The following is a 14,477-nucleotide window of genomic DNA, read 5'->3' on the forward strand; positions in this document are numbered from 1 at the left end:
CATGCTGGTTGCCCTGATCGCCATAGACAAACCCGGAGCGCTGGAGGTGCGGAAGGCCAATCGCGAGGCCCATATCGCCTATCTCAAGGCCTCGGACGCCGTGCAGCAGGCGGGGCCCTTCCTGTCCAATACCGGCGAGATGTGCGGCTCGCTCATCATTCTCGACGTCGCCGATATGGAGGCCGCACAGGCCTGGGCAGCGGGCGACCCCTATGGCAAGGCGGGTCTCTTCGAGAGCGTCGAGCTGCGCCATTGGAACCGGGTCATCGGCTGATGCGCTACTGGCTGTTCAAATCCGAGCCCTCGGTCTGGTCCTGGGACATGCAGGTGGCCAAGGGCGCTGCGGGCGAGGAATGGGACGGCGTGCGCAATTATCAGGCGCGCAACTTCATGCGCGAGATGGCGCTGGGCGACCGGGGGTTCTTCTATCACAGCCAGAAGGACAAGGCGGTGGTCGGCACGGTCGAGGTCTCGGCCGAGGCCCATCCCGATAGCACCACCGAGGATGATCGCTGGGACTGCGTGGACATCCGCGCGCTCAGCCCTTTCGCGCGTCCGGTCACCCTTGACGAGATCAAATCCGAGCCCTGTCTGGCCGAGATGGTGCTGGTGCGCAATTCGCGGCTGTCCGTGCAGCCGGTCACGGCCACGGAATGGGCATTGATTTGCGAAATGGGAGGGCTTGCCCCCTGATTTCGAACGGAAGTCACTTTTTGCGTGCAGGTTTGTCGCAGTCTGTCGGGAATCCGTGGCAGGCTCGGGGGTGGCCCCCTATTGTAGAGAGAACGCGGACTGGTCGGCCTCGCAGATCCGTGATCGGACAAGAGGCGGTTCACGCCGTTTCGGACTTGATGTGATCGCCAGAAAAGCGTCGGCTTTTCAAGCAGGAGGACCGCGACATGATCCCTGAGATTGGCAATTTCGCCCTGATGCTGGCCCTTGCGGCGGCACTGGTCCAAAGCGTGCTGCCCATGGCCGGTGCGGCACGGCGGAACGTCCTGTGGATGCAATCGGCCATCACCACCGCACTGATCCAATGTGCCCTTCTGGCGGTGGCTTTTGCGGCGCTGATGCGCTCGTTCATCGTCAGTGACTTCACCGTGGTGAACGTGGTTGCCAATTCGCACTCACTGAAACCGATGCTCTACAAAGTGGCGGCGACCTGGGGCTCCCATGAGGGGTCGCTCCTGCTCTGGGTGCTGATCCTCGCGATCTTTGGGGCCGGTGTCGCGGTTCTGGGGCGGAACATTCCCGCCGAGCTGCGCGCGCGGACCCTGTCGGTGCAGGCCTGGATCAGTGTCGGCTTCCTGTCCTTCATGATCTTCACCTCGAACCCGTTCGACCGGATGTTCCCGGCACCGCTCAACGGCAATGACCTGAACCCGCTGCTGCAGGATATCGGTCTCGCCCTGCATCCGCCGCTTCTCTATCTGGGCTATGTCGGCTTCTCGATTGTCTTTTCCTTCGCCGTGGCCGCGCTGATCGAAGGCCGGGTGGATCCGGCCTGGGCGCGTTGGGTGCGGCCCTGGACCCTGGCGGCCTGGGTGAGCCTGACGGGCGGTATCGCGCTGGGCTCCTGGTGGGCCTATTACGAGCTTGGCTGGGGTGGCTGGTGGTTCTGGGATCCTGTGGAAAACGTGTCCTTCATGCCCTGGCTTCTGGGAACGGCGCTGCTCCATTCGGCGATTGTCACCGAGAAACGCGACACGTTCAAAAGCTGGACGATCCTGCTGGCGATCCTGACCTTCTCGCTGTCCTTGCTGGGCACTTTCATCGTCCGGTCGGGGCTTCTGACCTCGGTCCATGCCTTTGCCGTCGATCCCGAGCGCGGGGTCTATATCCTCGGCCTGCTCGCGGTTTCGATCGGTGGCTCGCTGGCGCTGTATGCGTGGCGCGCGCCGCAGCTTGAGGGCGGTGGCCTCTTCACCCCGATCAGCCGTGAGGCGGGTCTTCTGATCAACAACCTGCTTCTGGCGACGGCCACGGCGGCGGTCCTCTTCGGGACGCTCTATCCGCTCTTCCTCGAGGCGATCACCGGCGACAAGATCTCGGTCGGTCCCCCCTTCTTCAACGCAAGCTTCATCCCGATCATGCTGCCACTGGTGTTCCTGATGGGGATCGGGCCCTTCCTGAGCTGGAAGCGCGCGGATCTGCCGGGCGTGATGTCCCGGCTGAAGCTGGCGATCGGGCTCGGCATCCTCGCGGCGCTCTGGGCCTGGTACATGGACACCCAAGGCCCGGTCATGGCGATTGTCGCCATGGGCATCGCGGGCTGGCTGTTCATCGCGTCCGGGCGGGAATGGCTGTCGCGGATCAAGGCGGGCAGCGTGCCCATGGCCGAGAGCCTGCGTCGGGCGCGCAACCTGCCGCGTGCCGCCCATGGCATGACGATTGCCCATATGGGCGTTGCGGTGCTGATCCTCGGCATGGTCGGCTCTTCGGCATGGAAGTCCGAGCAGATCCTGTTCGCGGCCCCGGGCACGGTGGTCGAGATCGCGGGCTATGACGTGCGGTTTGACTCCGTCGACCGGGTGCGCGGGCCGAATTACGTGTCGGATATGGGAACGCTGACAGTCTTCCGCGATGGCGAGGAGATCACAGTGCTGCAACCTGAGCGTCGCTGGTATCCGGTGGCCGAGATGCAGACCACGGAATCGGCGATCCGCTCGACCCTGGCCGGGGACCTCTACCTGACCATCGGTGAGCCCGCAGCGGACCGGAACTCGAACGAGTGGACCCTGCGGATCCTCTATGAGCCCTTCGTCAACTTCATCTGGATCGGGACCGTCTTTCTTGTGATTGGCGGGATGTTCTCGCTGACGGATCGGCGTTTGCGTGTGGGCGCGCCGCGTCGGGCGCAGGCCGCGCCTGCCCAAGCCACCCCTGCGGAGTAACCTTATGAGACGTGTGCTCGTTGCCCTTCCGGTGCTGATTGTCCTCGTGCTGGGAGCGTTCTTCTGGTGGGGGCTGAACCCGGATCGGGACCCTAACGCGATCCCTTCCGTGCTGATCGATGCGCAGGCGCCGCAATTCGATCTGGGCGGGATCCCGGGAGTGGACACGCCGGGTCTGGCCACGGCGGATCTGTCCGGGTCGGACAGCCCGCTGGTGGTGAATGTCTTCGCGTCCTGGTGCGTGCCCTGCAAGGCCGAGCATACGGTTCTGACCCGCATGGCGCGGGATGAGGACATGCGGCTGCTTGGCATCAACTACAAGGACAAGCCCGAGGATGCGGCCCGCTGGCTTGCGGAGCTCGGCAACCCCTATGAACGGATCGGCGCGGATCTGAACGGGCGCACGGGCATCGAATGGGGCATTTCCGGCGTGCCGGAAACCTTTGTGATCGATGCCAACGGGATCGTGGTCTACCGCTTTGTCGGTCCGATCCTGACCCCCGACGATGTCGAGCAGATGCGCGGTGCGCTTGAGTTGGCCCGATCCCGCAGCGGGGGGGGCTCGTGATGCGGTTCCTCACAGCTGTCTTGCTGGCGCTGAGCCTTTTGTCCGCGCCCGCCCTTGCGGTGCAACCGGACGAGATCCTCGACGATCCGGTCCTCGAAGAGCGCGCGCGCGAGCTGTCCAAGGACCTGCGCTGCGTGGTGTGCCAGAACGAGAATATCGACAGCTCCCATGCGGGCGTGGCGCGGGATCTGCGGATCCTTGTGCGCGAACGTCTGGTTGCCGGGGACAGCGATCAGGAGGTGCTGGATTTCGTCGTGGCGCGCTACGGCGACTACGTGCTCTTCAACCCGCCTTTCAAGCCCGCGACCTATGCGCTCTGGATCGGGCCCTTCGCGGTGATGGGTCTGGGCCTGCTCGGGGTGGTGATCATGCTTGCCCGGCGTCCGCGCAAGATCGATGCACAGGCCGTGGCCCTGAGCGATGACGAAGAACGCGCCGTGGCGGCGATGCTGGCCGAGGACGGCAAGGAAGGACCCAAGGAATGATTTGGGCAATTGGCGGTGTTCTGGCCGCTCTGTCTGTACTGGTGCTGGTGCTGCCGGCGATGCGCAAGCGCACTGACACGCTGGGCCGCGATGAAAGTGCGTTGGAGATCTTCAAGGATCAGTTGGCCGAGGTGGACCGCGATGCGGCGCGGGGCCTGATCTCGGGCGATGAGGCGACCGCCGCGCGCTCGGAGATCAAGCGCCGGATGCTCGCCCTGACCAAACGGCAAGAGGCCGGCGGCGCTGGCGAGACCCGCACGGGCGGGGTGGCCGTCTTGCTGGCGGCGGCAGCCTTCATTCCGGTGGCTGGCTTTGCCCTCTACGCGGTGCGGGGCGCGCCGGAGATCCCGAGCCAGCCCTTTGCCGAGCGCGCAGCCGAGCAGGAGGAGGTGACCGAGGTTGCCGAGCTGGCCGAAACCCTGCGCACGCGGTTGCTGGAGGATGAGACCGGCGGGCCCTCGGATGGCTGGATGCTGCTCGGGCAGACCTATATGCGGATGAACCGCTTTGGCGAGGCGGCGCAGGCCTTTGCCGTCGTGGCCGTGCGGCCCGAGGCCGATAGCAGCGTGCATTCGCAATATGCCGAGGCCCTGATCGCGGCGGAGAACGGGGTCATTACCCAGACCGCCAGCCGCGCGATTGCCCAGGCGATGACGCTCGATCCGATGAACCCGGCGGCGGTCTATTACAACGCCCGCGAACTGGCGCAGGAGGGGCTGATCCGCGATGCGCGTGCCTCGCTTCTCACCCGGATCCAGCAGGCCAGCGGCCCCGAGCCCTGGATGGAGATTTTCCTGCAACAGGCCAATCAGCTTGGGGAAGAGATCGGCATGGACCCGATTTCCCTGCGGGATGTGGTGTCGATCCCGTCTCAGGCGCCGGCTCCTGCCATGCCCGGCCCCACCGCCGAGCAGGTCGAGGCAGCGCAGGAGATGAGCGTCGAGGATCGCTCGGCCATGATCCGGTCCATGGTGGACGGGCTGGCCGCGCGGCTTGAGGAAGAGCCCGGCGATCTCGAAGGTTGGCTCCGTCTGGCCCGGGCCTATGCGGTGCTGGGCGAGGCCGAGGGGGCGGCAGAAGCCGCTCAGAAGGCGCGGGCGCTGGCGGATGTGCTGCCCGAGGGGGATCCGGGACGGCTCGCCACGCAGGCCGCCTTGGACGCGCTCGGCCTCTGAGGATTACTGCGTGGCCAGAGCGATCTGGCGCAAGCCAGCCTCGCGCAGGGCTTCGGACACGGTCTCGGCGCTCAGGATCTCGGGCAGGGGGATGCCTTCGGGCGCGGCGGGGCCGTAGACCACGTTGAACGGAATACCGAAGCGGCCAAAGCTCTTGAGGTAGGCCGCGATCACATCGCTCGGGCGGGTCCAGTCTGCGCGCATGGGCGTGACGCTGTCGGATTTCAGCAGACTGGCCACCGGGTCACGGTCGAGCACCAGCGCCTTGTTGGCCTTGCAGGTCAGGCACCAATCCGCCGTCACATCCACGAAAACCACCTCGCCCGCCGCCACGCGGCGCGGGATCTCGGAGCGGTCAAACACCACCCAGTCCGAGGCCGCCAGGGCATCGCCGCTCTCGGCGCTGGTTGGGGCCGGACCAATGGGCAGAAGGAATGTCGCGATCAGCGCCGCGGCGGCCACCGGGGTGCGGGCGCGGGACAGGCGCGCGCCCAGAGGAGACAGGATCAGCACAAGGGCCGCGAGCGTCCCCGCTGTCCAGAGCGCTGCGGACAGGCCCGCCACACCGATCAGGACAAAGAGCAACCAGGCCGCGGTCAGAAGCAACAGGGCCGCGAGCACGAATTTCAGCGTGACCATCCAGGCGCCCGGTTTCGGCAGGTAGCGGATCAGCCCCGGCGCGGCGGCGATCAACAGATAGGGCAGGGCCAGACCCAGCCCGAGCGCAGTGAAGATCACCACGATATCAATCGGGCGCCCGGCCATGGCAAAGGCGATGGCGGTCCCGAGGAAAGGCGCGGAGCAGGGGGTTGCGAGCACGGCGGCAAAGGCCCCGGTCGCGAAATCCCCGAGATAGCCTGAGCCCTTGTCCGACGCCATGCGCGTCATCAGCCCCTGGGGCAGGGCGATTTCGAACAGTCCGGCCAGATTGGCGGCGAACACGGCAAGGATGGCCAGCAGCGCCACGAGGAAATAGGGGTTCTGGAACTGCAGGCCCCACCCCACCGAGACCCCCATACCGCGCGCGGCCAGGGTCCCAGCGGCGAGCGCCCACATGAAGGCCAGCACCCCTGCTGCGGACATCAGGAACCCGACGCGGACCCGCGCAGGGGAGTGGTTCTTGGCCTTGAGCGCCGAGGCGAACTTGATCGACAGCACCGGCAGGACGCAGGGCATCACGTTGAGGATCAGCCCGCCCAGTACCGCCACCAGCGCGATCCAGAGAAGCTCGGTCACCGCCGATCCGGCGGCCTGGGTCGCATCATAGGGCGGGGCAGGTGCGGTCGCGTCCAGCGCGACATCCTGCAGGTCGATGGCCACGGCCCCATCGGTGAGGGTCAGCCGGAGGGGCTCTTCGCCCGTCACGGGCTCCGACAGGATCGGCAGCTGGGCCCAAAGCGCGTCGCCCTCGACGCGGATATCGGGCACGCCAAAGGCCGTGAATTCGCCCATCTCGGGAAAGACATCCGGGTCGGTCCAACCCCCTGCGCGCGCCACCGACAGAACCAGGGCCGTGCCGTCATCGGTCAGTGCGGCAGAGGTCAGGCTGGCGCCGAACCGCTCCGGTGCTTCGGGCACCTGACTGGCGGCATCGGCGATCAGCGACGCCGCGTCGAGATCCACGCCCTCCCCCGGTGCCAGAGGCAGGGACAGCTCAAAGGTCTCTGGCACGCAGATATCCGCGCAGACGAGCAGGTTCACCTGCGCCGAGAGCTGGGCCGGCGCGCCGGGATCGGCGAGCGTGACCTTGAGCGGGAAGGTCACCTCATCCGCGTAGCCGAAATTCTCGATCCCGAAGGCGCGGAACCGGGTGGGCGCGGGGAAGAGAAGCTCGACCTCCGCGATGTTCTCGGAGCCTTCCCATGTCACTTCAGGGGGCAGTCCGACCTCGCCCGGCGAGCGCCAATAGGTTTTCCAGGCATCCTCGAGCGTCACCGCGATCCCGGCGGACAGGTAGCGTGCGTCGGGCGCGATCCCGTTCTCGGCGGTGACCAGACGGGCCGTGGATATGGGCGAGACATGGGGCTCGGATTGCGCCGCGGGGCTGGGCCCGGCAAGCGCAACCAGCCCGCTCGCCAGCGCGAGCGCGTATCCGACACCCCGCGCGCGGCGGGTCAGGTCTTTGAGAGTTCGGCTCACGCGTGCATATCCTGAGACTCAGACTTCGCTATTATATAGGCCCGCGTCGTCTCAGGAACGAGAGGACACATTTGCAGACCTGCCGTCTGCGGGCGGCAGGTGCAATCAAACTCTGGTCACGAGCTTGCGAGCGTCAGAGCACGGTCACCAGCGTCCCCGTGGGCACCCGCTCGTAAAGGTCGATGACATGCTCGTTGATCATCCGGATGCATCCATTGGAGACCGACCGCCCGATCGACCGGGGCTGGGTCGTGCCGTGAATGCGGAAATAGGTGTCCACATTCCCCTGATAGAGATAGAGCGCCCGGGCGCCCAAAGGGTTGTCCGGACCGCCGGGGACCCCATCGGCGTATTTCGCATAGCTGCGCGGATCCCGCTCGATCATCTCGTCCGTCGGACGCCAGCTGGGCCAGACGGCCTTGCGCTTGATCGTGGCATTGCCCTTGAACTCCAGCCCGGCCTTGCCGACCCCGACGCCATAGCGCAGCGCCGTCCGGTCCGATTGCACGAGATAGAGGTAATGCGCCGTGGGCACGACGATGATCTGACCCGCCTTGAACGGATAGCGCAGGGGCACGACCCGGGGTTCGAACCTTGGGTCGAGTTGAAACCCGCTTTGGGCGATGGCTGGTGTGGCGAGGGTCGCCAGACCCATCCCGAGAAACGCGCGCTTGGTAATCATGGCAACTCTCCTTCATGTCCCGCGGTGGCCCGGACGTTGCCGGGCGTGGCCTGACCCGCCGGTAAACCCGGCTTTCAGATCCGGGTTTGGGGTAACAAGCAATCACCGATTCGCTCATCACATCCCCGCGAGGCTAGGGCAAACATTCTGAATATGTTGTTTCTCGAACGCCAGATCCCGCCAATGGCTTTGACGCGGCACGGCATCTGGGACATTCTGCGCGCGACAACCCCGTGACGGTTTCGGACCGCCACCGTGAGGAGACTTCGATGAAAAACCTGCTGTCAACCGCCGCCCTGAGCCTGTGTCTCGCCCTGCCCGCCGGGGCGCAGGACCTGAGCGACGCGCGCATCAAGGAGCTGGCGCTGGAAGCGATCCTGGAGAACCCGCAGATCGTCATGGATGCCGTTGCGATCCTGCGTGAACGTGAGGCCGAGGCGCAGGCTGCCGCAGCCGCCGAGACCCTGTCCACCCAGCGCGATCTGCTGGAGCGGGACGAGAACGCGCCGGTGCTCGGCAATCCCGATGGCGATGTCACGGTCATCGAGTTCTTTGACTATAACTGCCCCTATTGCCGCCGGGCCAAGCCCACGATCGAAGGTCTGATCGCGGCGGATGCCGAAGTGCGTGTCGTGTTCCGCGAATTTCCTATCCTTGGCGAGAACAGCGTGATCGCCTCGCGGGCCGCGCTGGCCGCGCGCGAGCAGGGCAAATACGAAGAGTTCCACTGGGCGCTCATGGCGCTGTCAGGTCGGATTGGCGAGGCGCAGATCATGACCGCCGCCGAAGAGGTCGGGCTCGACACGGATCAGTTGCGCACAGACATGGAGTCCGATGCGGTGACCGCGCATATCGAAACCTCGATGGCGCTGGCTCAGTCGCTGGGGATCACGGGGACGCCGTCTTTCGTGGTGGGCGAGACCATCTTGCCGGGGCTGGTGGATCAGGCGCAGCTCGAAGAGCTGGTTGATGCCGAGCGCTCGGATGGCTGAAGTGGCAGCGGCCCGCGTCTAGCGGGCCACGTTCGCCGCAAAGCCGAGCTGGTTCAGGACCGACAGGACGACAGCCTCGGATTCCTGCGTGCGCACTTCGATGATGCAATTGTCCGGATGTGTGTCGACGACGGCATCCGGATCCAGTTCGGTCAGAGCATCCTGAATCGACGACACCCGGCTGGAGCGGTTGATATCTGGAACGGCAAACTTGGTCATCTGGATCTCCTCCAACTGCGCGGGGCGCTGTCGTTTTCGTTCGGTGACGCAGAGCCCCGTGGGGCTCAACCTCCAGTTCCTGGACGTATACCTAGCGTACCCGATCTCGTTCGCAACGATTTGTTAACGATTTGGGCGGAGTTGACACAGGCGCGGTGTCGAGACACCTCATGTGTTCATGGAGTGCCGTGAGTTTGGGCGCTTTCTTTGCAAAATGGGGAGGATGGCGTGGGTCAAAGTGTTCAGGGACAGGTCGGGGCGGGATTGGGAATCACGCCGGATGACGGCATCAGCCATGTGCGCGGGGCGACGGAGCGCCCGCTTCTCGACCTGACGATCCCGGATCTGCTGCGCCGGACGGCGGCGGCCCAGCCCGCGCGAACCGCCGCGATTTTCGCCGATCAGGACATCGTCTGGACCTATGAAGAGTTCGCCCGCAAGGTCGATGAGCTGGCCACGGGTTTCGCGCAGCTGGGTCTTGTGCGCGGGGACCGGGTCGGCATGTGGGCGCCGAATTGTGCCGAGTGGCTGCTGACGCAATTCGCAACTGCGCGGCTGGGGCTGATCCTCGTGAATATCAACCCGGCCTATCGCACCCATGAGCTGGGCTATGCCCTGACCAAGACCGGGTGCAAGGCGCTGATCCTCGCGCCTGCCTTCAAAAGCTCGGACTATGTGGCCATGCTGACGGAGCTGGCGCCCGAGATTGCCAGCGCCGCGCCCGGGGCGCTGGCCGCCGAGGGCCTGCCGGATCTGCGGGCGGTGATCGTCACCGGCAAGACGGCCCCGGCGGGGATGCTGGCCTTTGATGCTGTTCTGGCGTCCGGGCGCGATGTGGTGGCGGCGGATCTCGACGCGCTGGCGGCGGGTCTCGACCCCCATGACGCGATCAACATCCAGTTTACGTCCGGCACCACGGGTATGCCCAAGGGCGCGACGCTGACCCACCACAATATCGTCAACAACGCGGCATCCGTGACCGATGCGATCCGCCTGACAGCAGAGGACCGGCTCTGCATTCCGGTGCCGTTCTATCATTGTTTCGGCATGGTGATGGGGACGCTGGGCTGCGTGACCAAGGGCGCGACCATGGTCATCCCCGGTCCGGGCTTCGAGCCTCTGGTGACGCTGGAGGCCCTGTCGACCCATCGCTGCACGGCGCTTTATGCGGTGCCGACCATGTTCGTGACCATGCTCGAACATCCCGACTTCGCGCGCTTTGACCTCAGCACGATGCGCACGGGCATCATGGCCGGCGCGCCCTGTCCGATCGAGGTAATGCGGCAGGTGCAGGCGCGCATGCATATGAGCGAGGTGACCATCGCCTATGGCATGACCGAGACCTCGCCTGTCTCGTTCCAATCGGCGACCGATGACCCGGTAGAAAAGCGGGTGACCTCGGTCGGCCGGATCCAGCCCCATGTGGAGGTGAAGATCGTGGATGAGGCAGGTGATCCGGTGCCCGTGGGCATGCAGGGCGAGCTGCTGACCCGGGGCTATTGCGTCATGAAGGGCTATTGGGAGGACCCCGAGCGGACCGCTGAGGCGATAGATGCCGAGGGCTGGATGCACACGGGCGATCTGGCCACTCTCGATGCCGAGGGGTTTTGCAAGATCACCGGGCGGGTGAAGGACATGATCGTGCGGGGCGGCGAGAACATCTATCCCCGCGAGGTGGAAGAGTTTCTCTATACCCACCCGGATGTCAGCCAGGTGCAGGTCTTTGGCATCCCCGACGCCCGCTATGGGGAGCGCAGCTGCGCCTGGATCGTGGTGAAGCCCGGCGCCAGTCCGAGCGCGGAGGACATCCTCGACTTCTGTCGCGAACGGATCGCCCATTACAAGATCCCCGCCCTGATCCGGTTCAAGTCCGACCTGCCGATGACCGTCACGGGCAAACCGCAGAAATTCATCATGCGGGCGGAGATGGTGGCAGAGCTTGGCCTGGAGGAGATTGAGACCGCCTGAGCCGTCAGATGGCTGGTTAACGTCGCGGCTTTTGGCGGGTGTTTTACGGACAGGATCGCGGCCCGCTGTCCGGGCCGGGGGTCCTCAATACTCTCCGCGACCGGGACGCCAATTAAGGTTCTCTTAACCATAATGACGATAGGGTGACCCCCGCGGAGGCTAAGACCGTTTCCGTGGCCGAATAGGCGATAATCTGCCGCTCAAAGCGAGATAGTAACCTTAACGGGACGTAACGTTCCGGATGACAGAGAATTTGTTTGCCAGTAAAACAGACGGCCAATACAGCCGAAAAGATCTAGTTAACAACCCCGTCGCAGCATGCGACCCGGAGCTTTGATTATGTGTACCATTTGCCAGGCAATGCATCCCGATCGTGAACGGTTTACTTACCACGAGGCTCCCATGCTCGGCGCGCTTGCGCGCGTCACGCTTGAAGCGACCCTGCCGGAATACTCCGTGGACGAGGTCGCGGACCAGCTCAAGAGCGGTTTCTTCAATCCGAACGAGACGTCCTGGGATCTGGATCCGGGCGAGCCGATCAATGTCGATATCTCGCGCCTGACCGACAAGGGCCAGTACTATGCCGAGCTCGCGCTCGATGCCTGGACCATGACCACCGGGATCGAGTTCAACATCACCGAGCTGGATGTGATCGCCTTTGGCTTTGCCGAGAGCGGGATCGTGTTTGATGACACCGAATCCGGCGCCTATGCCCAGCCGATCACCAACAGCCGCGACGAGATCTACACGGCCAAGATCAACATCTCGCAATCCTGGATCCGGACGGATAGCGAGACCATCGATAACTATTCCTTCCAGACCTTTATTCACGAGATCGGTCATGCGCTGGGTCTGGAGCATGCGGGCAATTACAATGGCAACGCGACCTATCCGAAGGACGCGCTTTATTCCAACGACAGCTGGCAGATGTCGATCATGTCGTATTTCAGCCAGACCGAAAACACCTCGATCGACGCCAGTTTCGCCTATGTCGTCACGCCGATGATTGCCGATATCCGCGCGATCCAGCAGCTTTATGGCGTGGATGGCGGTCTTCGCACGGAGAACACCACCTATGGTGATAACTCGAATGCGGGCGGCTATTACGACGAGCTGATGACCACGCGGAACCCGATCGCCTATACGATCATCGATGATGGCGGGTTGGATACGCTGGATTTCGGCTCTGTGACCGAGAACCAGACAATTGATCTCACGCCCGGATCGATCAGCGATGTGAACGGACTCAAGGGTAACCTCATCATCTATACCGATACGGTGATCGAATTCGCCCGGGCGGGATCGGGCAATGACACGCTGACCGGCAATGCGGCGGACAACTACCTGCTGGGAGGCGACGGGTTCGATACGCTGATCGGTGGCGAGGGCGACGACGTGCTCATGGGCGAAGGGGGCGTTGACGTCCTCACCGGGGGTGCGGGCGCGGATGGCTTCGTGTTGTCCGGGACCGGCTCTGACGGGCTCGATGTCGTGACGGATTTCACCGACGGCGAGGATCAGCTCTTCTTCGAGTCTGCTCAGACCTTCAGTGATATTCTGGTGGTCGAACGCGCCTTTGGCACCGTGGTCGGCTTCGGCGGAGACCGGGCCGTCCTGCTCGGGATCGAGGCGGATGTCCTGGGTGCCGAAGACTTCGTTTTCATCTAGGCGCGGATTTTCTGTTTTGGCGGGGTTTTGACGCAGGCCCCTCGACAGGGGGCGCGGCGCTGCTAGCTCCGCCCCTATGACGTCCTCCGACACTCCTTTGTTCCGTATGGGCCTTGCCCTGACCTATGGCGCGATCTGCCATGGCATCTTTGCCTTGGCGGGGCTCGCGATGCTGCTGGGGTTGTTTACCGGGATGCAATCCGGCTTCGGTGCGGTGCCGCAGCCCTATGCCTGGATCGCGAACCTCGTGTTGCTGGCGCAGTTTCCCCTCGCCCATTCCGCGCTACTGACGCCCCGGGGGCGACGCGTGCTCGCGCGACTGGCCCCGGCGCCCCATGGGCAGACACTGGCGACGACCGTCTATGCGACCATCGCGTCGCTGCAACTTCTGCTTCTCTTCACGCTCTGGACCCCTTCGGGCGTGGTGCTTTGGCGCGCCGAGGGCGTGGCGTTCTGGGTGCTGTGCCTCTGCTATGGGGGAAGCTGGCTGCTCCTGACCAAGGCGTCGTTCGATGCGGGGCCCACGGTGCAATCGGGCTCGTTGGGCTGGATGGCCCTGCTGCGCGGGCAACGTCCGGTGTTTCCCGATATGCCGGAGCGCGGTCTCTTTCGGGTGGTGCGCCAGCCGATCTATGTGGCCTTTGCCCTGACGCTGTGGTGCGTGCCGGTGTGGACGCCGGACCAGCTGTTGGTGGCGACGGTTTACACCGCCTATTGCGTGACCGCGCCGAGGTTCAAGGAGCAACGCTTTCTCAGGATCTATGGGGATCGCTTCCGCGCTTATCAGGCCCGTGTGCCCTACTGGATCCCCGGGGGCCCAAGACGAGGACGGACCGATGCCTGATGGACCCGCGCCGCAGCGCAACGACCTGCAGATTTATGACGACCGCGCCGATCAGTGGTGGACCGGTGAGGTGCGCTGGGTTCGCACCCTCAAGAACATGGTGCCGGGGCGGCTGGCCTATTTCGACCGCTTCACAACGTGGGAGGGGCAGGCCGTGCTCGATCTCGGCTGCGCGGGCGGTTTCATGGCCGAGGCCATCGCGCGCAAGGGCGCGCAGGTCACGGGGATCGACCCGGCGGCCAAGGCGATTGCGGCCGCCCGCGCCCATGCGGCGGCCGAGGGCCTCGAGATCCGCTATGATACCGGGGTGGGCGAGGCGCTGCCCTATGACGATGCGCGCTTCGATGTGGTGGTCTGCGTTGACGTGCTGGAGCATGTGGAGGATCTGGCGCAGGTGATTGCCGAGGTCTCGCGGGTGCTGCGGCCCGGGGGGATGTTTCTGTTCGATACGATCAATCGCAACCCGCTTGCGCGGTTGGCGGTGATCACCATGGCCGAGGATGTGCTCGGCTTGCTGCCCAAAGGCACCCATGATCCGGAGATGTTCATCAAGCCGGCGGAGCTGCGGGATGCCCTGTCGGGCGCGCAGTTCGAGGTCGGGGCCTTCACCGGGCTTGGACCGCGCGGGATCACGCGGCGGGGTGATTTCACCTTCGGGCGGCTGCCGGGAACGGCGATCATCTATATGGGGACCGCGCGCAAACCGGAGCGCATTGGCTAGTTGAGGGCGCCGCGCATGGCTGCGACACAAAGCACCCGAAATCGCGCAAATTGTACCTTCGCCCGCTCCGGCCACGGCCCCGGTCAGAATCGAAGCCACCGTTGTCGCAGCCCGGACTCCCC

The 14,477-nt window shown here is 64.8% G+C and carries 14 protein-coding genes; 11 read left to right on the forward strand and 3 right to left on the reverse strand.

Translation table 11 applies throughout. The features are described from left to right. Position 1 precedes the first annotated feature (1 nt). From ACP150_RS08945 to ccmI, 6 genes are all read left to right on the forward strand, one after another. Positions 2 to 274 (forward strand): YciI family protein, encoded by a 273-nt coding sequence (locus tag ACP150_RS08945; protein WP_424966250.1) that lies wholly within the window; start codon positions 2 to 4, stop codon positions 272 to 274. Beyond that, entirely contained in the window at positions 274 to 693 is a 420-nt protein-coding gene (locus ACP150_RS08950) for an EVE domain-containing protein (RefSeq protein WP_424966251.1), read from the forward strand. Before ACP150_RS08945 ends, ACP150_RS08950 begins: the two co-directional genes overlap by 1 nt. Before the next feature lie 206 nt (positions 694 to 899). Next, positions 900 to 2,894 (forward strand): heme lyase CcmF/NrfE family subunit, encoded by a 1,995-nt coding sequence (locus ACP150_RS08955; protein ID WP_424966252.1) that lies wholly within the window; start codon positions 900 to 902, stop codon positions 2,892 to 2,894. A 4-nt stretch (positions 2,895 to 2,898) separates the two neighbouring features. Continuing rightward, on the forward strand, positions 2,899 to 3,462 hold the full coding sequence (locus tag ACP150_RS08960; RefSeq protein ID WP_424966253.1) for a DsbE family thiol:disulfide interchange protein: 564 nt from the start codon (positions 2,899 to 2,901) through the stop codon (positions 3,460 to 3,462). Further along, a complete protein-coding gene (locus tag ACP150_RS08965) occupies positions 3,462 to 3,947 on the forward strand; it encodes a cytochrome c-type biogenesis protein (protein WP_424966254.1) in 486 nt (161 codons plus the stop codon). The genes ACP150_RS08960 and ACP150_RS08965 overlap by 1 nt, the downstream gene beginning before the upstream one ends. Continuing rightward, positions 3,944 to 5,122 (forward strand): c-type cytochrome biogenesis protein CcmI, encoded by a 1,179-nt coding sequence (gene ccmI, locus ACP150_RS08970; protein WP_424966255.1) that lies wholly within the window; start codon positions 3,944 to 3,946, stop codon positions 5,120 to 5,122. Before ACP150_RS08965 ends, ccmI begins: the two co-directional genes overlap by 4 nt. Before the next feature lie 3 nt (positions 5,123 to 5,125). Here ccmI and ACP150_RS08975 read toward each other — a convergent pair whose 3' ends face one another. Both ACP150_RS08975 and ACP150_RS08980 read right to left on the reverse strand, forming a co-directional pair. Beyond that, positions 5,126 to 7,261, reverse strand: a complete 2,136-nt coding sequence (locus ACP150_RS08975; RefSeq protein WP_424966256.1) for a protein-disulfide reductase DsbD family protein — start codon at positions 7,259 to 7,261, stop codon at positions 5,126 to 5,128. 133 nt (positions 7,262 to 7,394) lie between these two features. After that, the gene (locus ACP150_RS08980; protein WP_424966257.1) at positions 7,395 to 7,943 is read right to left on the reverse strand and encodes a L,D-transpeptidase; all 549 of its coding nucleotides are present in this window, start codon (positions 7,941 to 7,943) and stop codon (positions 7,395 to 7,397) included. Between the two features lie 269 nt (positions 7,944 to 8,212). Here ACP150_RS08980 and ACP150_RS08985 point away from each other — a divergent pair, with 269 nt between their 5' ends. Beyond that, positions 8,213 to 8,935 (forward strand): DsbA family protein, encoded by a 723-nt coding sequence (locus ACP150_RS08985; RefSeq protein WP_424966258.1) that lies wholly within the window; start codon positions 8,213 to 8,215, stop codon positions 8,933 to 8,935. 18 nt (positions 8,936 to 8,953) lie between these two features. Here ACP150_RS08985 and ACP150_RS08990 read toward each other — a convergent pair whose 3' ends face one another. Further along, positions 8,954 to 9,154: a hypothetical protein gene (locus ACP150_RS08990; RefSeq protein WP_424966259.1), complete on the reverse strand. Its 201-nt coding sequence runs from the start codon at positions 9,152 to 9,154 to the stop codon at positions 8,954 to 8,956. A 228-nt stretch (positions 9,155 to 9,382) separates the two neighbouring features. Between ACP150_RS08990 and ACP150_RS08995 the strand changes: the two genes are divergently transcribed. The 4 genes from ACP150_RS08995 (at position 9,383) to ubiG (ending at position 14,355) form a co-directional block, all read left to right on the forward strand. After that, positions 9,383 to 11,122: an AMP-binding protein gene (locus tag ACP150_RS08995; RefSeq protein ID WP_424966260.1), complete on the forward strand. Its 1,740-nt coding sequence runs from the start codon at positions 9,383 to 9,385 to the stop codon at positions 11,120 to 11,122. A gap of 402 nt (positions 11,123 to 11,524) precedes the next feature. After that, a complete protein-coding gene (locus ACP150_RS09000; protein ID WP_424966261.1) occupies positions 11,525 to 12,790 on the forward strand; it encodes a M10 family metallopeptidase in 1,266 nt (421 codons plus the stop codon). A 76-nt stretch (positions 12,791 to 12,866) separates the two neighbouring features. After that, positions 12,867 to 13,634 (forward strand): methyltransferase family protein, encoded by a 768-nt coding sequence (locus ACP150_RS09005; RefSeq protein ID WP_424966262.1) that lies wholly within the window; start codon positions 12,867 to 12,869, stop codon positions 13,632 to 13,634. Further along, positions 13,627 to 14,355: a bifunctional 2-polyprenyl-6-hydroxyphenol methylase/3-demethylubiquinol 3-O-methyltransferase UbiG gene (ubiG, locus tag ACP150_RS09010; protein WP_424966263.1), complete on the forward strand. Its 729-nt coding sequence runs from the start codon at positions 13,627 to 13,629 to the stop codon at positions 14,353 to 14,355. The genes ACP150_RS09005 and ubiG overlap by 8 nt, the downstream gene beginning before the upstream one ends. Positions 14,356 to 14,477 lie beyond the last annotated feature (122 nt).

It is taken from the genome of Dinoroseobacter sp. S375, assembly GCF_049800775.1.
Classification (GTDB): domain Bacteria; phylum Pseudomonadota; class Alphaproteobacteria; order Rhodobacterales; family Rhodobacteraceae; genus Dinoroseobacter.